The organism is Flavobacterium lindanitolerans (genome assembly GCF_002846575.1).
Lineage (GTDB): Bacteria > Bacteroidota > Bacteroidia > Flavobacteriales > Flavobacteriaceae > Flavobacterium > Flavobacterium lindanitolerans.
Genome location: NZ_PJND01000007.1, coordinates 1,879,966 through 1,899,346 on the forward strand (window position 1 = coordinate 1,879,966; position 19,381 = coordinate 1,899,346).

The 19,381-nt window shown below is 34.7% G+C and carries 18 protein-coding genes; 14 read left to right on the forward strand and 4 right to left on the reverse strand.

Annotation, left to right across the window (positions count from 1 at the left end):
• Window positions 1-53: 53 nt before the first annotated feature.
• From B0G92_RS16600 to B0G92_RS08345, 3 genes are read right to left on the reverse strand one after another with little or no spacing between them, the layout of a single operon-like run.
• On the reverse strand, window positions 54-608 hold the full coding sequence (locus B0G92_RS16600) for a hypothetical protein (protein WP_143395006.1): 555 nt from the start codon (window positions 606-608) through the stop codon (window positions 54-56).
• A gap of 4 nt (window positions 609-612) precedes the next feature.
• A complete protein-coding gene (locus B0G92_RS08340) occupies window positions 613-1,305 on the reverse strand; it encodes a response regulator transcription factor (RefSeq protein WP_101471766.1) in 693 nt (230 codons plus the stop codon).
• Window positions 1,302-2,663 (reverse strand): sensor histidine kinase, encoded by a 1,362-nt coding sequence (locus B0G92_RS08345; protein WP_101471767.1) that lies wholly within the window; start codon window positions 2,661-2,663, stop codon window positions 1,302-1,304. The genes B0G92_RS08340 and B0G92_RS08345 overlap by 4 nt, the downstream gene beginning before the upstream one ends.
• Before the next feature lie 319 nt (window positions 2,664-2,982).
• Here B0G92_RS08345 and B0G92_RS08350 point away from each other — a divergent pair, with 319 nt between their 5' ends.
• The 5 genes from B0G92_RS08350 to B0G92_RS08370 all read left to right on the forward strand — a co-directional run bounded on the left by B0G92_RS08350 (window position 2,983) and on the right by B0G92_RS08370 (window position 10,449).
• Entirely contained in the window at window positions 2,983-5,373 is a 2,391-nt protein-coding gene (locus tag B0G92_RS08350; RefSeq protein ID WP_101471768.1) for a TonB-dependent receptor, read from the forward strand.
• A 298-nt stretch (window positions 5,374-5,671) separates the two neighbouring features.
• Window positions 5,672-7,831 carry an NACHT domain-containing protein gene (locus B0G92_RS08355; protein ID WP_101471769.1) on the forward strand — a complete coding sequence of 720 codons (2,160 nt, stop codon included), beginning with the start codon at window positions 5,672-5,674 and terminating at the stop codon, window positions 7,829-7,831.
• A 1-nt stretch (window position 7,832) separates the two neighbouring features.
• On the forward strand, window positions 7,833-8,729 hold the full coding sequence (locus B0G92_RS08360) for a RelA/SpoT domain-containing protein (protein ID WP_101471770.1): 897 nt from the start codon (window positions 7,833-7,835) through the stop codon (window positions 8,727-8,729).
• An 80-nt stretch (window positions 8,730-8,809) separates the two neighbouring features.
• Window positions 8,810-9,649 (forward strand): helix-turn-helix transcriptional regulator, encoded by an 840-nt coding sequence (locus B0G92_RS08365; protein ID WP_101471771.1) that lies wholly within the window; start codon window positions 8,810-8,812, stop codon window positions 9,647-9,649.
• Between the two features lie 146 nt (window positions 9,650-9,795).
• Complete coding sequence (locus B0G92_RS08370; protein ID WP_101471772.1) at window positions 9,796-10,449, forward strand: ankyrin repeat domain-containing protein; 654 nt, start codon at window positions 9,796-9,798, stop codon at window positions 10,447-10,449.
• A 105-nt stretch (window positions 10,450-10,554) separates the two neighbouring features.
• Here B0G92_RS08370 and B0G92_RS08375 read toward each other — a convergent pair whose 3' ends face one another.
• Window positions 10,555-12,876 carry a T9SS type A sorting domain-containing protein gene (locus tag B0G92_RS08375; protein ID WP_101471773.1) on the reverse strand — a complete coding sequence of 774 codons (2,322 nt, stop codon included), beginning with the start codon at window positions 12,874-12,876 and terminating at the stop codon, window positions 10,555-10,557.
• 141 nt (window positions 12,877-13,017) lie between these two features.
• Between B0G92_RS08375 and B0G92_RS08380 the strand changes: the two genes are divergently transcribed.
• The 9 genes from B0G92_RS08380 (at window position 13,018) to B0G92_RS08420 (ending at window position 19,355) form a co-directional block, all read left to right on the forward strand.
• Window positions 13,018-13,509 (forward strand): hypothetical protein, encoded by a 492-nt coding sequence (locus B0G92_RS08380; protein ID WP_143395007.1) that lies wholly within the window; start codon window positions 13,018-13,020, stop codon window positions 13,507-13,509.
• Window positions 13,510-13,556: 47 nt separating this feature from the next.
• Window positions 13,557-14,027: a hypothetical protein gene (locus tag B0G92_RS08385; RefSeq protein WP_056070595.1), complete on the forward strand. Its 471-nt coding sequence runs from the start codon at window positions 13,557-13,559 to the stop codon at window positions 14,025-14,027.
• Window positions 14,024-14,515, forward strand: a complete 492-nt coding sequence (locus B0G92_RS08390; protein ID WP_101471775.1) for a hypothetical protein — start codon at window positions 14,024-14,026, stop codon at window positions 14,513-14,515. The genes B0G92_RS08385 and B0G92_RS08390 overlap by 4 nt, the downstream gene beginning before the upstream one ends.
• 113 nt (window positions 14,516-14,628) lie before the next feature.
• Window positions 14,629-15,174 (forward strand): hypothetical protein, encoded by a 546-nt coding sequence (locus B0G92_RS08395; protein WP_101471776.1) that lies wholly within the window; start codon window positions 14,629-14,631, stop codon window positions 15,172-15,174.
• 33 nt (window positions 15,175-15,207) lie between these two features.
• On the forward strand, window positions 15,208-15,588 hold the full coding sequence (locus B0G92_RS08400) for a PH domain-containing protein (protein ID WP_056070604.1): 381 nt from the start codon (window positions 15,208-15,210) through the stop codon (window positions 15,586-15,588).
• 190 nt (window positions 15,589-15,778) lie between these two features.
• Complete coding sequence (locus B0G92_RS08405; protein ID WP_056070608.1) at window positions 15,779-16,108, forward strand: DUF4339 domain-containing protein; 330 nt, start codon at window positions 15,779-15,781, stop codon at window positions 16,106-16,108.
• Window positions 16,109-16,560: 452 nt separating this feature from the next.
• Complete coding sequence (locus B0G92_RS08410) at window positions 16,561-17,262, forward strand: GYF domain-containing protein (protein WP_101471777.1); 702 nt, start codon at window positions 16,561-16,563, stop codon at window positions 17,260-17,262.
• 223 nt (window positions 17,263-17,485) lie between these two features.
• Entirely contained in the window at window positions 17,486-18,754 is a 1,269-nt protein-coding gene (gene capB / locus B0G92_RS08415; RefSeq protein WP_056070614.1) for a cysteate-C-fatty acyltransferase, read from the forward strand.
• A 136-nt stretch (window positions 18,755-18,890) separates the two neighbouring features.
• The gene (locus B0G92_RS08420) at window positions 18,891-19,355 is read left to right on the forward strand and encodes a hypothetical protein (RefSeq protein WP_143395008.1); all 465 of its coding nucleotides are present in this window, start codon (window positions 18,891-18,893) and stop codon (window positions 19,353-19,355) included.
• Window positions 19,356-19,381: the final 26 nt, after the last annotated feature.

Consider the following 19,381-nt stretch of genomic DNA (forward strand, 5'->3'; position numbering starts at 1 on the left):
CATTGTTAGTTTGGAAACGGCTGAATGTTTAACATTCAGCCGTTTTTTTATCTCTAATCATTAGACAAGGCTTCCGAAATCTTTTCTCCCAAAATAATAAACTTGTCTACTGCATTATTGGAATTTAGTTCCTTATTAACTGTACCTTTCAACCTTCCTTCTGACAAAACATAACTATAAGCCGCTTCGCCATCTTCAAGTCTTTTCCATGTATAGGTGTCACCCTTGCTGCTTAAATAGTCCTTTTCAAGATTATCCATCAAAATTTTTCGAATCTTTTCAGTCTTATAGTCATCAAAGCTTGCCCGTATCGAATACGTAAAATCCGAATTATTGACAGAAACAGAAGTAGAGCTGGAACTTGAACTAGAGCTGCTGCTTTTACTTTTTTTACTGCTGCTTTTGGCTTCTGCTTTTACAGGAGTAGATGAACTGCTGGAAACATACGTTTTTCCATTAATTGTTACTACTGAATTAACGTTAGCCGAAACCTTAACCGACGTTGCCGGAGTCGGTGGTGTTGGTGGCGTTGGCGGTGTAGGAGGAGTCTTCTGTGCGCTTGCCAAATAGCTACAAGCCATAAATGCGATGGTGATAATTAGTCTCATAATGTTATTCTTTAATGTTAAACTCAAAACCCAAGCCTCTCACGCTTGGAATAGATATGGCAGGATCTTCGCTGAAATACTTCCGTAATCGGCTGATAAAGACATCCATGCTCCTGCCGGAAAAGAAATCGTCGTTGCCCCAGATTTCTTTTAGAATGTCTTCTCTTTTTACAAGCTTGTTTTTGCTGGCATATAAAAACTGGATCAGGTGTGCCTCCTTTTCCGTTATTCGGTGTGTAATATTTTCATGTGTTAATAGATAGTTTTCACTGTCGAACAGATATTGCCCAATTTTGAATTTTTTATCTGCTGTGTGCTGTGGCGCCGTTTTTTGCACACGTTTCAATATATTCGTAATTCGCAATATCAATTCTTCTACTTCAAAAGGCTTGACGATATAATCATCAGCTCCAAGTCGTAAACCTTTTATCTTGTCTTCCTTCATGGATTTAGCTGTCAGGAAAATAAAAGGCGTTTCCGGATAGGTGTCAACAACTTTTTCAGCCAGCGTAAAGCCATCCATTTGCGGCATCATTACATCAAAGACACAAATGTCAGGTTGGGCGTCTGGAAATAGCTTAAGGGCTTCTTTGCCGTCTTTGGCCCAGGTGACGTCAAATCCGGAAAATTCCAGATATTGCTTCAAAATGGAAGCATAGTCGAAATCGTCTTCTGCTAATAAGATGTGCTTTTTCATAATGGTAGTGTAATTAAAAATAGGGCTCCTTTGTCTTCTTCGCTTTCTACTTTGATTGTGCCTTTATAGGATTCGATGAGCTGCTTGACATAAAACAGTCCTAGTCCGAGCCCTTTTGTTTCGTGTATATTTCCTTTTTCAATCCTGTAAAACTTATCAAAAATCGCGAACTGTTCCTTTGTAGCAATACCTTGTCCATTATCCTGAATGCTCATAACAAAGCTGTTTTTTTGAGATTTCATTTCAATGTCAATTTTTGTCGCACCATATTTTACCGCATTTTCCAGCAGGTTTACAATAATAGTGTTCAGATGGAACGGGTCAATCTTAGCGTGAAGGCTTTTCTGTTCCTGATGACAGTTAATAACAGTGTCCGGATGCGAAAGCTTAAAATCATCTATAATATCACGAATTTCACTGCAGCTGATTTCCTTAACGTTTTCTGAGCGTGTTGAAGGCAGCAATGAAGCATCAGTAACCTGACGGAATAACTTCTGTAGTCTTTCATTCTGTCTTTCAAGTAGTGACAAAGTATGCCTGTAATGCTCTTCAGTCATGTCCTTCTCTTTGCGTTGTAAGGTTTTGATGGCAATATCCATCGTAGCCAGTGGGGTTTGGAATTCGTGGGTAATATTGTTTACAAAATCGGTCTTGATATCTGCAATACGTTTCTGACTAATCAAATTTTTAAGCGATAAATAATAGAGATAAACCACAAATGCCATAAGCAGTACAGAAAAAATCAACAGTCCGGCCATTTGACTGATTACTGTCATTTGCCAATTGGCGACACTATAATAGGTTTCGCTTTTGATAAGAAATTTAAGATCTTTTTTAATCGGATCCAGGAGGCTGTCTTCAACATTCAATTCCAAATCGCTTTCCCATCGGCCTGTAGAAGCAGATATCTCATCCTTGTTTCGAATACGGTTTCCACTTACAAACAGCTTACCTTTATATAAGTTTTCCATTTTTTTATTTTCAAGAATCGTAGCCGAGTTGATATAAACGGAATAACCTATGTCATAGTCGCCGGGCTTTTTCTTTTTGGCCATATAATCAGACATGAGGCTGCTTAGAGAGTCTGATTTTTTAGTCATAAAAGCGACAAACTCATCTTTTTTTACTCTTTTGTACGCATAATCTTTGATAAACTGGCCTGTAAGCCGCATCCAGGCATTATTAAGGTCATACCATTCGTCAGTATCTTCCATATCCACAAGCTGTTTCTTGATTTTGGCGCTGACTTCCTTTTCGGTCAGTTTATAGGTATTGTATATAAAATAGCCCTGTATTGTCGCAAGTGCGGCTACGGTAAAAATACAGGAAGCTATTAATAACATTATTTTTCGTTTCATGACAAATGCTGGTTTGTTGGGACAAAGCTAGGTGTTTCTTGGTTTCGGAGTACTAAAAAACAAACCGTTAACCCTTCTTTAACCAAAACAAACAGGACTTGATGTTAAGTTTGCAGGCTGGTCGTGGGCTACAAAATAGCAAGGGACTCTTTTGTTAAATATAGTGCATAGTGCCGTTTTGTGTTTAACCCTTCGTTAACCCTTCGTTAACCCATTTCCAGAAAGCGTTTGCTGAGATTTGCATCATCAATCATCGGGTTTCAATCATCATCAATCAATTAATCATCTGAATCCAATCGATTCAATCATCAATCAAATCATGAAACAGTTAGTTATTTTTTTGCTGCTGCTACCTTTGTGGAGCAGCGCACAGCACAGCCTCTCCGGTTCCGTAACAGAAACCGGAGGCAAGGCGGTGCCTTTCACGGATGTGGCTTTATTAAAAGCACAAGATTCTACCGCTTATAGAAACGTACTTGCCGATGAGGAAGGACGTTTTACAATAGGGTCAGTTGATAACGGACAATATATACTGAAAGCAAGCGCGATTGGAATGTCAAGCGCCTATAGAAATATAAATGTAACAGGCGATTTACAGTTGGAGCCTCTTGTATTGTCACAAACAGCAGAAATGCTAGAAGGTGTTGAAATAGTTTCAAAACGCCCAATTGTAAAAAGACTGGTAGACCGTATGGAATTTAATGTAGAAAACTCTTCCTTATCTTCTAACAATGCATGGGAAATCCTTTCCAAAACACCGGGTGTGACCGCCACCGGTAGCGGCAGCATTTCCGTACGCGGCAGTCAGAGTATTCTGGTAACCATCAACGACAAAAAAATATACATGTCGGGCGATGAGCTGAAACAATATCTGGAAAATACCAGCGGAGATGACGTAAAATCGATTGAAGTGATTACTAATCCACCGGCTAAATATGATGCTCAGGGAGCTGCTGTAATCAATATCAAGCTTAAAAAAGTAGTAGCATTGGGCTACAAAGGCTCTGTCAATACGGCCTATGTGCAGTCCATATATCCAAAAGCAGTAACATCTACAGGGCATTTTTATAAAGGCAAAAAGCTTTCTTTAATGGGACGCTATACTTTTGGAATGGGAGAATATGTAAACGAAAGCCGTGACAAAACACGTTATTATGATGAAAATGGAGGAACGGCTTCAGAATGGGATAGTTTTTTGCGTCGCAAGAGCAAATCGTTGGAACAGCATTCTTACCGATTACAGGCAAGCTATGAACTGGATTCACTCAATACGTTTTCAATAGGAACCACAGGTTTTCAGGCCCCGGAGCAGCGAGGCAGGTATAGTGCGCCAACGTCTATTTACGGTAGTGACGGGCTACTCGATTCATTATATGTGACAACAAATAACAGAAAAAACCCGGCTCGTAATGCGGCTTATAATTTTCTATACGAACGCCTGTTGTCTGACAAGGCCAAACTGGTATTCAATACAGACTTTACAAACTATCTTTCCAAGGACTATCAGGACATTATGACGGCCTTTTCATTGCCGGACGGTACACCTTATCGCGACAATCGTTTTATAAATAACAGCCGACAAGCCATCAAGCTCTTTTCGATGCAGGCCGATTACAGCAATGAAACAAATGGTACGTTTGAAGCCGGATTAAAATACGGGAACGTTTCTGCTGACAGTAATCTCGATTACAGAGATGATATTGATGGAATATTGGTACCTAATCCCGGCCGAATCAGTAAGTTCCTGTATGACGAATCTATCTTTGCAGGGTATATGAGCTATAGTAAGGAATTTGGTAAATGGAGCGTAAAGGCTGGACTACGAGGCGAATATACTTCGCTTGAAGGTAATTCGGTTACAACTTCCGAAGTCAACGACCAAAACTATTTCAAACTGTTTCCTACCTTTTATACGATGTACAAGCCCAACGGGAATCATGAAATAGGCTTTTCTTATGGCAAACGTATCAGCAGGCCGCGTTACAGTGAACTTAATCCGTTCCGAATCTATAACAATAATTATTCTTATGGCATGGGAGACCCGAAGTTATTGCCAACCATTGTGCACAACCTGAATTTCTTATATACGCTAAAAGGGAAATATAATTTTGACCTGTATTACCGATTGGAAAAAGACCCATCGATGGAAATTGTCTATCAGGATTATGAAACAAATACGGTTGTTTACCAATTTACCAACATCGATAAAAATTATGCATTTGGATTGGAATTCAATACCAATCTGACATTTTTTGACTGGTGGGATGCCGGTATACAGGGAGCCCTTAGTTATGTAGAAGACCGTTTTCAGGGAGTAGACGGGAAATTGTATAGCAACGGACGACCTACCTATAACTTCAATGTCAACAATCGTTTTGCTTTGAATAAGAAAAAAGATTTTAACGGGGAGATTAATTTCGATTATAACTCCTCTTCGGTGCAGGGTACGTTTGTTTTTACACCTACAAGTAACCTGACTCTGGCATTACGGAAGAAAGTATTGAAAGGAAACGGAGAAGTATATGGCATTTTTTCCGATGTTTATCGGGGCGAGACATTAGGTTTGAGAACAGACTATGGCAACCAGTACAATAAGTCACGCTTTTATGCCGATTCACAAAACTTCAGGTTGGGATTCCGATATAATTTTGGAAACCAGAAATTAAAGGAAAAAACAAGAGAGCAGACGGAAGAGCAGAGGAGGATTTAAAGAATTGGGAATTTTTGAATTACGAATTATGAATTACGGATTGAGATTTTGGATTTTGGAGTGCAATGTGCCTGTACTTTAGGATTTTTATAGAGGAACCTGCTTTATGGCAGGTTTTTTTTTTTTGATAAAAAAATTAAGGGAAAGGTTTTTTTCAAAATTACGAGAAACCGTATGAAAGAAGTGTTTAATTGGATTACGTTTGAAATGGCTTTTCTTACAGTTTGTCGAAAAGTTCGCAGGATGTGAAGCTATTTAAAATGTTTTTTGTAGTCTTGGTTAATTGTTAATAAAATATATGACTGAAGATAAAATAAGAAAAATAGATCAATTATTTAAATCATACAATTACTCAGTATCTGAAAAATCTAATCATAAAGTAAGGATATACACTTTAAGATATGGAATGTATCATGCTGCAGAGATAATTTTGTTTGATAAAGAATATAATATAACAGAAATAAAGAATGAATATTCAAATGCGGGGTATGCAACAGATGTAAAAACTTTAGATAATGAAAACCATCTCGAAGAATATCTTTTTGAAGGATTCTTTATAAAAACTCCTTTAGGGAATGAATTAAGAAATAGGTATAAGCATTTTGTCAATAGACAATTACAAAATCTGCCAGAAAATAGTAAATACGAATATATAAACGGAGCATATGATCTAATTTTCCAAAATGAAGATGGTAATATTGTTGAAAACCAATCATATAATGGCACCGAAGATAAGTTAATAGATAAAATTAATCATTATTTAAGTAGAACAGAAGGTGCAATTTTTATGATTATTGAAGCGCCTGCTGGTTTTGGGAAAACATGTACTGCAAATGAAATTTTAAATACGTTTTCTCCTTCTGATTGTAAAAAACTTCCTTTTTTTACTGAGTTATCAAGAAATAGAGAAGCACGAGTATTTAAACATATTCTTCTTAACGAAATTGATGAACAGTTTCCTAATGGAATAAAACAAAACATTGTCTTAGATCAAATCTATAAAGGGAGAATTCCTTTAATTATAGATGGTTTTGATGAGCTGATTTCTAAAGATAGTAATAAAGATGAGGTAGAAAGTATGTTAACTACAATTATTGAATTACTAAAAGGTGATTCTAAAATTGTTATAACTTCAAGAAAAACAGCAATATTTAACAGCGATGAATTTTTAAATTCGATATATGATTCGACAAATAGATTTTCTCTAGCAAGATTTGAAATAAAAGAACCTACAATAGCAAATTGGTTAGATAAAGATAAAATTGAGGTTATAACAAAGGCTTCATTTCCTATTGAACAGATAGCTAATCCAGTTTTGCTCTCATATTTAAGAAACATACCAATAGAAAAACTAAAAGGATATATTGAAATATCTGACGATGGGGCTTTGATTGATAAATATTTAGAGTATTTGTTGAAAAGAGAAATACAAAGACAAAATTTAAAATTAACTGATGATACCCAAATGAGAATTTTTCGAAAGTTAATGAGATTTATGTCTGAATTTAATATTACAGCAGAATCAAAAGAAACAATAAAGGAATTAATCAAGGATTATAATCTTAAGATTTTACAAGAAAGCCTAAAGTTATATCAAGCAGAAGAGAGACCATCAATTGAAGATTTGGTCGACACGCTTTCGAATCATGTATTTTTAGATAGAAAGCCTAACGGAAGTGTAGGATTTGTGAATGACTTCATATTTGGAAACCTTGTGGGTGAAAATTTAATTTATAACAAATTTCAAGAACATTATAAGGAAAAATTTACAGAAGTTATACCGCAAGATTTTGCATTAAAATCAATAGATTCATTTAAAATTCAAAGTAAGGATAAGAAAAAATCTTTATGGTCTATTTATTCAGAGTCATCTTTCAAATATGATGTGAGTTTTTATTTTGAGTTAGATTATAGTTTACTGAAAAAGTTCGATAGAATTTATAAAAACCTTTTTTTGACAGACAAAACAATATCAAATGTCGAATTTAATAATGATTGCTATTTTGAAGAATGTATTTTTTCAAGTGTAACTTTTGAAAATTGCATATTTAATTTATCAAAATTTAAAACATCATCTTTTCAAAATTGTAATTTCTATGATTGCACCTTGATTATTCAGTCTAGTGATATTGAATACCATGATTTTATTATATATGCTTCGTATTCCAATAATACTTTTCTTAATGATATTGCAGATCATTTCAGCCAAGATTATTCAATTGGAGATAGTGATAAAAAATTGGAAGAAGAAGAAGTTTTAAGACATTTTTTTCAGATTGATGGAGTAAAACCAAGAGCCAGAAAGTTTTCATATATAAAAAAGTCATTAAGTGATTATTCAGATAGGGAAGTTAGCAAAGTAATTGAAGGCCTAAAAAGGAAAGAATATTTACATTTTAAAGATGATGTAGGTTTTATTACTAGAGAAGCTATAAATTATTTAAATCATAATAGATAATATGAATGCAGGATTTAAAATTATTGAACGAGAAATTTTAGAAAAAATTAAAGATGAACTAGATAAGATAGGAATGTTTTATAGATTATTTGGTAGAATTAAAGATGATAAATCAATTAAAGAGAAAATTTCTAGAAAGTTTGAAGAAGGACAAGAATATAAAATTGAAGGTAAAAAGATACAAGATTTGTTAGGTATAAGAGTAGTTACATACTTTAAAGATGATATAATTTTGGTAAAAGAAATTTTAAGTAAAAAATTTGATTTTATTGATGAAGAAATAGATGAATTAGATCTAACAGTTTTTAAACCTAAACGAACAAATATTATATGCGAATTCAGTAATGATCAAAAAGAAGTGATGCAAGAAGTCAAAAAGGCGACACAAAATATTGATTATGAACTGATAGATGATACTTTTGAATTGCAATTAAGAACAGTTCTCTCTGAAGGATGGCACGAAATCGATCACGGATTAAGATATAAATGTAAATTGGACTGGCAAGGACGTACTGAAGAAGAGAGAATGTTAAATGGTATTTATGCCACTTTGGAGACAAATGATATAGTATTAAAAAATTTATTTAATGAATTAGCATATAAGCATTTTAAAAATAATAACTGGGAAGCACTGATGAGAACGAAATTCCGGTTAAAATTTCAGATGGGATCTTTAAACTCTGAAATAATAGATATTTTGGATAAAAAAATGGTAATAGGGAAAAAGATTTTAAAACTTGATAGAATTGAAGTGTTAAAAAAAATCGCTAAGTCTGATTTTTCTTTGCCAGTCAATTTAAATAATTTATTTTACTTAATTAATGGTTTTGAAATTAAAGACGAAGATGTGTTTGCTATAACACCCGAACTTATTATAAGTTTTTTTAAAAAGCAGTGATAGTTATGCATTATAGATTCAACTAATTTTTGAAAATCTCTATTATATAGATCAGTTGTAATTTATAATTGCTTCAAAAAATGATATTACCTATACTCAACATCGAAAAGTTCCGTGCGGGGCAACTAGCCGGTAAGGATGAACTTTTGTTTAATGAGCTTCATGGAGAAAGGCATATTGACGAACCGCATAAACATGACTTTTTTTCGATATTACTTTTTGAAAAAGGAGAAGGGAATCATACGATTGATTCGGTTGAATACGAAATAAAAAATAGCCAGGTTCATTTGCTTTTTCCGGGACAGTTGCATAAATGGAATATCAAATCAGGTACAATTGGTTATCAGTTAATGGCGGAGCGGACATTTTTTGAACAGTTTGCACCCTATTTCCGATTTTCGATTACTGACTATCAGAATCATCCTGTGTTTGAGTTGGAAAATTCTACGTTTAACAGTTTGCTATATGAATTCAAGGCTGTTAAAGAAGAATTACAAAAAACCGATTCCCAAAATCATATCATTTACCTGCGTGCTGCTATCATTGCCAGCTTAGTTAGCAATGAAGCCGAAAAGTTGTTGTCAACACTTAAAGCTTATGAGTCTAATCCAAGATTGGCAAAATTCAATACGCTAGTTGACCAATTTTTTAAAGAACAGAAGCAGGTAGCCTTTTATGCAAATGAATTACATGTTTCTGCCAATTACCTAAACATTCTTTGCAGAAAGCATTTAAAGGCTTCTGCTACACAACTGATTCAACAGCGAGTCAGTACAGAATCCAAACGTTTGTTGAGCAATACCAATCTTTCTATCAAAGAAATAGCCTTTGAATTGGGTTTTGCTGACCATGCTTATTTTTCTAATTTTTTTAAAAGCCAGACAGGAATGACTCCCAGTGCATTTAGAGAAAAGAGATAAATTTTACAAGCAATGGCAGAAATCGTCCTACTTGTTTGAGAACAAGCCGCTTTATCTTTGCAGTATCATCTTTTATATAGATTTTAAAGAAAGATTGCAATCCATAATTTACCGGTAAAAGAGTATAAATATTTAATAAAGCTATTATGAAAGGTATACTTTTAATGGCAATGATAGCAGTAACTGCTTCTTGCCCTTCTTTAACTCAAACAACTCAAGAAATGAATCAGAATGTTTTAGAATTAGTGCAGAAAAATGATGTAAATGGAATGACAAAAGCACTAGAAAATGGAGCTAATGCAAATACAGCCGATACTAATAAAAATTCGTTGTTATTAATTGCAACCAGAAACGGACAGACAGAAATGGCAAAGTTGCTGATAAAACACGGAGCTGATGTCAACCAGCAGTCGGATAATTTGGATAGCGCTTTTTTATATGCAGGTGCAAGCGGACAAACAGAATTGGTACAGCTGTATTTAGACAATGGAGCACGCTTTGATCTTTTTAACCAATATAATGGAACGGCACTTATTCCGGCTTGCGAACGCGGACATGTGGAAACCGTCAGATTATTAGCAAATACTAAAAATTTTCCAATAGACCATGTCAACCGTTTAGGCTGGACAGCTTTGATGGAAGCAATTGTGTTAGGAAATGGCAGCAAAAAATACCAGGAAATTATTCAAATTTTAAAAGATGCCGGATCCCGTTTGGATATTCCGGATAGTGATGGCGTAAGTCCTTTGCAGCATGCCAAGAATAGAGGCTTTAAAGAGATTGTAGCCATATTGCAGTAAAGCTATTATTTCGGAAAATTATAGCCGGTTGTAGTATTGGCTTATAGAAACAGAGGAGCACTATTTTAGTACTCCTCTGTTTTTTATCGGACTAAACTTCTGATTTTATTTTTTGATAATAGTTTTTGAAGTAGTAGAAAGGCTGATGATTTTTACAAAGTAAGTTCCGCTTTCCAGTGTGCTAATATCTACGGAATTCTCGGTTATTTTATTGGTCAGGTTTTGTATGAACTTTCCATTAGTGTCATATAGTTCTACAGCTTTTAAAGAATCACCTTCTTTAATATCAAAAGTAATTTTGTCCTTAACCGGATTTGGGTACGTTTTTATTTCATTGTTTACAATGATGCGTTGTATTTCTTCAGTAGTTTCATCTTCTGTTTCATCGCTTTTTAAATCTTTCCCTTCTTCTTCCTTTTCTTTTTGTTTTGCAGAAGATACCGGTGGAACAGCTTCTAATATCATTTCTCTAATTTCTTTTGTGGAATTTCGTGCTGCAATCGAAATATAATAGATTTTGCTAGGATCGAAATAATCTGCTGGTACCTGATTAGAAGCTGCATTTGAAAAAGGATAAGGAATAGTAACACTTAAAGTTGAGAAGTTATCTCCGTCAGGAATTTCAATATTGGTCCAATACAACGGAAGAGGCATTTCTACAGTACTGGTTTTGATACTGAAATAAAGATCGTTGTTATTGGTGTCAAGCGGATCCTGGGCTGTTTTTCTATAATTGCGAACCTTGATTTTAAAATTTAATTTTTTTGGCAAACTTCCAAAAGAAAGATTAGTACTGTCTTTTTGGTTAATTTGTACAAAAATAGCCTGGTCTTTCTGTAGCATAAGTCCTCTGGAATTAAATCTTTGCATTTCATACTGACCCTGTACGATCGTGTGAGAAAAGTTTTTTGGAGAAATTAGGAGATCTCCATTGGAAGCATCTGCGAAATATCGTGAAGACGAAAAGTTTTCCCAACCTTTAAAGGATTCGCTTTGTATGTTAATGACCTTATCCCATCGGTTAATATTGTCCATCTGTAAGAGAATATGGGATACAGGATTGCTTGTTTCATATGTACAGAAGGTAGAGCCTAACGTATAAGCAGATATGTTAGGTGATTCGACCAAATTCAAGCTCTTGAATTTTTCATCTATAAAGTAGATATAGTTAGTGCAGGTATTATTTTCAACATCACTTCTATTTCCGGTAATATCGATAATTTTTGTGAATTCACCAGGATAGTAATCTGTGCCAGGAGTCAAGTTGCGTTTAGAGCAGTCAATATAGGAATAAATTCTACTGTTAGGATGTTGAGGATTTTGAGTAGAAGGTTGGTTTTCAAGATAATTGTCACGGATAATGATGTGTCGGGAAGTTGATTTTATAAAAGCTCCTTTGTTTTGGTCGCCTTTATAACCTAATAAATCATTGTGTATGATAGTGTTTTGAGAGCCAAAAGTACCGAAAGCCAAATCGCAGATGGCATAGTGATAAAAATTCATAACCCTGTTATCATGGATTGTATTAATATCGGAACCCTGAAACTTGATTCCGGTTCCGAACCCGATAATGTAATTATTTGAAATTTCCGAATCAAATACTTTTCTAAAAGAAATAGCAACATTGTTGTTGCTTATAACACTGGGATTACTATTACTGATTTGTTGATAAAAACGACAATTATTGATCTTTACATTTTGGATAGGTGAGCTTTCATCCATCGAACCAAAACCTCCCGGTGATTCGATAGCGATTGCATTGTAGCAATAAAAGTTCAGGTTTTCAAATTTAAGTCCGCCAAGATACCCTGTAGCAGGTATATTGACGCATTTAAAAATAAATTCAGGTGTCTGGGATGTATAGTTGCTGAAAGCTGAACTGCGTCCGACACCTGTCAGTATATAACCTGCTTGGTCGTTTCTGCTAAGATCGAGAGCAATAGATTTTGATATTTCATAAGGAGTGCTTTTGCTGGAAAAGAAAACTTTTGGATAAAAATCGACAGCGCTTTGAATGGCTTCTGTCCAATAAAAATCGTTTGGCTTATGCCACCATTCCGGATAAGCTTGTTCTATTAAAGGATAACCATTTGTTTTTCCACTGACAGATGTATCAAAAATTTGAAAAATACCTGCATCTATTGGACAGTTTAGTGTTAAGATAGTTCCATTCGGAATTGTTACTTTAAAACCATTTTGAAATTTTAAAGAAATCTTTTCGGTTATCGTAAGGTCTGACGTTAGGCCAATATTGGCATTCATTATTAATGTAGATGGAGTTGATTGTGAATTCAAATAATTAATAGCGTCATTTAGATTTGTAAAATTATGCGGTGAAGTCAGCAAGTTGCTCAGGTAATAAGTGCCGTTTTGCGCTGATAAATTAAAAAAACAGAGTAAGAAGAATAAGAGGTAATTTTTTTTCATAAAAATGTTAATTTAAGGATTGTTTGTAAGTGATTTTAAATCTTATGTGTATAAAGATATATAAATAGAGATTAATCAGATAAAACGTACTTTTCAATTTGCTTTAGATGAAAATATTTATCTTAGTAAAAACATTTTGTTATGAAAAAACTATTCTTTTTAATGACTCTTGTCTTCTTAAGTTCTTGTGTGAAAAATGAACGGAAGGAAGATTTTTCTACTATTATAATTAACCTGGGCCATTCACAGTATCCTACACAGATTATCATTGATATCCAAAAAAGTCAGATTGGGTATCAGAATCTGAATGTGGTATTGGCTGCTTCGGCTGATGCTGACAAAACCATACCCCATAATCAAATAGTATCTCTTGATAAAACGTCGCTAAGTAAAATTATGGACCTCTTTTATGCCATACACATGACACCGCAGGAACGGAATAAGTCTGCCGAAGGCATGTATTCTTCTATTGAAGCGCATTCAGATAATGGAAAGGTCTTAAATATAGACCAGCTAAATGACAGACATGCGGATGAAATTGCTTTTTTTGAAGCGGTTTTGAAAACCATTGCTAAAAAATCAAAAGATCCTAATGTACAGCGTGAAATGGACGATTTGATTAAAGGATTATAATAGTTTCTGATTTCAGTCTTTAGATTTGTAAAACCATTATCCTTCCCATGAAAAAATGTTTTGTTTTATTTATCGTTACAATTTTTACTTGTTGTTCTCCAAAAGGAATTAAAAAGGATATTACAATAATCGAAATGCAGATTTCACCCTCATTTTGGTTTCAGAAAAAAATTGTATTTAATGTAAAAGAAAAATATTTGTTATATAAAAATCTAAGCGCTTTTGTTGATGAAGAAAGATGGGTTTTACGTAATGAAGCAAGTGAAAATACTTTAATTTCTCTAACAGATAGCGAAGTAGACTCGCTTGTAATGCTCTATGATAAAATCATTATTTCTGAGGAAGAAGTATTAACACCTCCGGATGGAGAAACCATCCTTATTCAGGCAATAGAAAATAACAAACTTGTCAGCATTCATAATGGTGAAGGAATTTACGAGCTGCGCAAGGCTTTAATAGGGATTGTAAAAGAAAAATCTAATGATCCAAAGATTAAAAAAGAAATGTTGCGATTATGAGTAGTTCTCATTTTTTTAAAGTTATAGTGGTTGTATTATTTGGTTTGTCATTTTTGTCTTGTAAGGAGAAGGCTTCAATTTCATTACTATCAGTAGAGTTTGTGAAAGATGGTTATTTTGATATGGACGTAATTATTAACCTGAAAGAAAGTTATTTGCTGCATAACAGATATTCTGTTATGCCAGTTGGAAATCACTCCTTATCTCCTGACGTCTTCAAATTGTCAAAAGAAGAGACGGATTCTCTCTCAGTTCTTTATAAAGCAATCAAACTTACGAGAGAAAAACAACAATATATTGATAAAAACATGCTATTAACATATATAGAAGCTGTTGAAGGAAATGAAATTATAGCTCAAAGGAAACAAAATTCAAAGAGGACAGAAGAGGAAAAAATCTTTCTTAAAAAGATTCTTCACCTGATAGCTAAAAAATCAAAAGCCCCAAATGCACAGCATCGAATGGACAAGTTAATTAAAGAATTATAATGGAAAGTCTGCTCCTTAGTGTTAAATATTGCTTTAATACAAAATAAATTTAAGGTTTTCGAAACAAGAAAATATTTTGACAAATACTCGTACCTTAGCAAAAACAATTGGCTATGAAAAACTATATTTTGCTCAGTTTTGTCATTGTGTTCTTTGTCTCATGCAAGACTGGGAAATTATCAACCCAAGACACGCTATCTCAATCAGAAACTGTCATTATTGGAGAAATCAGAATTATGAATGGGGATAAAGAAGTAACCAAAAATTCCAAAATCTATTTTGACGAAAATACAAAAGGTGTATTGTTTTACAAACTTGCAGCCGACGGACTCGTTATGATGAAGCTTCCTAAAGGAAATCATTTTATCAAATACATATACACACCCTATGGTTCTGTCAATCTGCCAATAGGCTATGCAAATTTTTCGGTACCCGAAACAGGAAAAGTTTATTATATAGGTACAATTGTAATAGATACTGAAAAAAAGCTTCGCAAAAAATCAAGAGGCATCATATATGACACAGACCCGAAAGGATTAAAAGAAGAAAAGGTGCAGATTACAATATCGGATACTCCACAAAAAGTTTCCAAAGCCTACCATGATGCATTCGGAACCGATAAAAAAATAGAAAATGCTCTTCTGACGGTAGCGCCCTAAAACATCGAACAACTTAATTTAAAAATAACAAAAATGGGATTATTTTCGGCATTATTAGGCAACGCAGGTGCGGTAAGCCAGGACGAACTTCAAAAAAAATACGGGCAGCTTCTAACAGAAGGTGAGTCAATAGAATTGGGCTTTAAGCTGCTTCGTGATACATTTATATTTACTAATAAAAGATTAATCCTGATTGACGTGCAGGGACTTACCGGGAGTAAGACCGAATACAAGTCTATTGCCTATAAAGCCATCAGCCGCTTTAGCATAGAAACAGCAGGAACTTTTGAATTGGATGCCGAATTAAAAATTTGGGTGTCCAGCGAAGCCAATCCAAGTATTAAAAAACAGTTTAATAAATCGGTTAATGTCTATGAAGTGCAGAAAGTATTGGCACATCATGTGTTAAAATAAGAAAAAAATAATTACTATTTTAATAAAAATTATGACCCGTGGCATTGCTTCGGGTTTTTTTATTTGCTAATTTGTAACAGAAATACAAAAAATAATAAGTTTTACGGGAATCCGTAAGGCAATTGTTTTATCGGAGCCTATTTTTGGCAATATGTAACAAAAGCGACATAAGGTGTATAAAATGTAAACCATGAAAAAGTATTATTTGAACAGGGGAGACGAAAATCTGGGCCCTTTTAGTCTGGAAGATTTGAGAGAACATAGGATATCCCCTGAAACAATGGTATGGTTTATAGGGCTTGAGGGCTGGACACCTGCTAGAAACGTTAGGGAACTGCGTCCTCTGTTTGAGAGTATTCCCGGTCATGAGCTCACAAGTAGCCAGGGCGTTGAAAAATATTATATTTCTAAAATGGAAAAAGAATCCTTTTTCCTCAAGCATATCGATAAATTTTTGTTGCTCTTCCTTTTTGCCCTTGCTGTGGGTATCATCATGTTTTTACTGGAATTAAATCTGTAAATGAAAGTTTTTACAAACAATTAAGGGTTTTAAATTCTCGTAATGTGAATATTTTTTTTAAGAAAAGCATTGTTTTACGGATAGCCGTAAGGAAATAATTCTCAATACATATAAATTTGGAGTTAAGTATATTTTGATTAACAGTTGGGACACGCGGATCTAGCCATAATAGTGATGCAATCCGGACTAAACCGCCTTCGGGCGGTTTTTGTTTTTCTGACATATTTGTTTTTAAGAAGATGGAATTAAAATTTAATATACGTCAAAAACGAAAAAATGATAGTTGATAGAATGATAACCGACACGATTTATGAGTATTACGAGAATTTAATATTATTTTTTCTGAAAAAAGAATGCTTTTACGGAAATCCGTAAGGAAATTGGTTTTTGTAGAATTACATTTGATATTAATTGTTTGTCTCAGGTCTATCTATTTTGAATTCACTGTTTTTATGAAAAAGTATTACATAAATAGTGGGGAACAAAATCTGGGTCCTTTTGATTTGAATGATTTGAAATCAAAAGGAATTGGCAGAGATACGCTGATTTGGTTCTTTGGTATAAGTCGTGGCTCCAGGGTCAGAAACATGTCGGAATTAAAAGAGCTTTTTCGGGCAAACCGGGATAAAAGGAAAGAAGGGTTCCGCAAATCTATGAATGACGAAACAGCTTCTTTTTTAAAGGACCGGCTGTTGCTTTTTGTAGCATTGGGACTGATTCTTGGATTTGGGATCTTGTTTTATAGTTTTTATATTACAAGTAGCATTTCTAAAGACGAACAGCGAAGTTATAATGAATTGCAGTTATCCAGAGAGTTATTCTGGAGAGAGCGTTCAGCCGATAATGATGAGGCAATAGGGATTGCCTTGTCCGGACAGGAAAGTTTATTAACGTCAGATGAAAACGGAGCTGCGGCCAAAAGGATGACGCAAATAGAAATCGAACTGGATATGGCAACACAAAATCTGGAGGCAGCAAAACAAGAGCTTTTAGGAGCCAAATCTTTCCAGTTTTTAAGGATGACTGATGACAGGAAAGAAGAGATTGAAGAAGCAAACAAAAAAATACAGGTCTGGAAGGAAGAAATCCGAACCTTAGAGGTAGAGATGGAGCAATTGCAAAAAGTTCCTCATCTGGCCAGCTTAGCAGAATGAATTTCTAAATTTATCCACTATACACTACAAATTTTTTCCCAACCCTTTAACCGCTCCCCTGCACAGGAGCGGTTTCGCTTTTTGGTGCTGTGCCATTGCAAAAAAGTATCTGTTTCTACTTAAAATAAATGCCTATTCAGAAGCATAATAACTTATAAATAATTATTTTTGCACGCAGGTTAAAAAGATGCAATTCATAAAAGAAAATTAACTATATCATATTATGGTAAAAGATTTATTCGAAAGAATACAGCAAAATAAAGGTCCTCTTGGAAAATGGGCTTCACAGGCAGAAGGATATTATGTATTTCCTAAGTTGGAAGGTGATTTGGGACCGAGAATGAAATTTCATGGGAAGGATATTTTGAACTGGAGTCTTAACGATTATTTAGGGTTGGCAAACCATCCTGAAGTACGCAAAGTAGATACTGAAGCGGCGGCGCAATTTGGAGCAGCCTATCCGATGGGAGCGCGTATGATGAGTGGCCACACCAAATATCACGAGCAGTTAGAAAATGAATTGGCAGCTTTCGTAATGAAAGAGGCCGCATATCTTTTAAATTTTGGCTACCAGGGAATGGTGTCTATTATTGACGCATTGGTAACCAAAAACGATATCATTGTGTATGACGTAGATTCACATGCCTGTATTATTGACGGTGTTCGTCTTCACATGGGTAAGCGTTTTACTTATAAGCACAATGATTTGGAAAGCATGGAGAAAAACCTGCAACGTGCTACAAAAATGGCTATGGAAACAGGAGGAGGCATTCTTTTCATTACGGAAGGTGTTTTTGGAATGAGAGGACAGCAAGGAAAACTGAAAGAAATTGTAGCAATGAAAGAAAAATACAATTTCCGTCTTTTGGTTGATGATGCACATGGTTTTGGTACGCTTGGAAAAACAGGAGCCGGAGCAGGAGAAGAGCAGGGCTGTCAAGATGGAATAGATGTGTATTTCTCTACATTCGCAAAATCAATGGCAAATATTGGGGCATTTGTTGCGGCAGATAAAGATATTATTGACTATTTGAAATACAACCTGCGTTCGCAGATGTTTGCTAAGGCACTGCCAATGATTCAGACTATTGGTTCCTTAAAGCGTCTGGAATTGCTTCGTAATTCATCTGAAATTAAAGACAAGCTTTGGGAAAATGTGAATGCCCTTCAAAACGGCTTGAAAAACAGAGGATTTAATATTGGCGATACCAACACTTGTATTACTCCGGTGTATTTGGAAGGAAGCATTCCGGAAGCAATGGTAATGGTAAACGATTTGAGAGAAAACTACGGTATTTTCTTGTCAATTGTTGTATATCCTGTAATTCCAAAAGGTATCATCCTGTTGAGAATGATTCCTACGGCTTCCCATACTATGGAAGATATAGAGGAAACATTAGCTGCATTTGAAGCTATACGCGAAAAACTGGTTAACGGTACATATAAAGAAATCGCAGCCAGAACTACGGTCGATGTAAGCGACGAAAGATAATTTAAAAAGCCATTCTGAAAAGAATGGCTTTTTTATTGAGATTTCAGATTTTCACACCTTAGAACCTTAGAAACTTAATTTCCAATTCCCATCTAAAAACTGTATCTTTAATACTACTAATCAAAAAAACAAGCACATGAAAATCAGATTTTTAGTTATGGGGTTGGTCATCAGTCTGACAGCCTGCAATAAGAAAGAAGATACAAAAGTAGTCACGGAACCGGAAATGGAGCAGCCTGAAATGACAGCACCAGCCAAAGAATGTTACGAATATACGAACGGAAAAGACACCATACATTTGTCAATGGCAACAACTAATGGCAATAATGTAGCAGGTGATTTGAAATATGCCTGGTTTGAAAAAGACAGTAATACCGGTATGTTTTCAGGAATGTTTAAAGGTGATACTTTATATGCTGACTATACATTCCAATCTGAAGGCATGACTTCAATCCGGGAAATTGTTTTGATACGCAAAGGTGACAACCTGCTGCAAGGATATGGTGATATAACCGAAAAAGGAAACAAACAACTTTTCAAAGACAGAAAATCGATAAAGTTTGATGAAAAAATGATGTTGAAAAAAGTAGCATGTAAGTAGTGAATCCACAGAAAATAAAAAAGTTC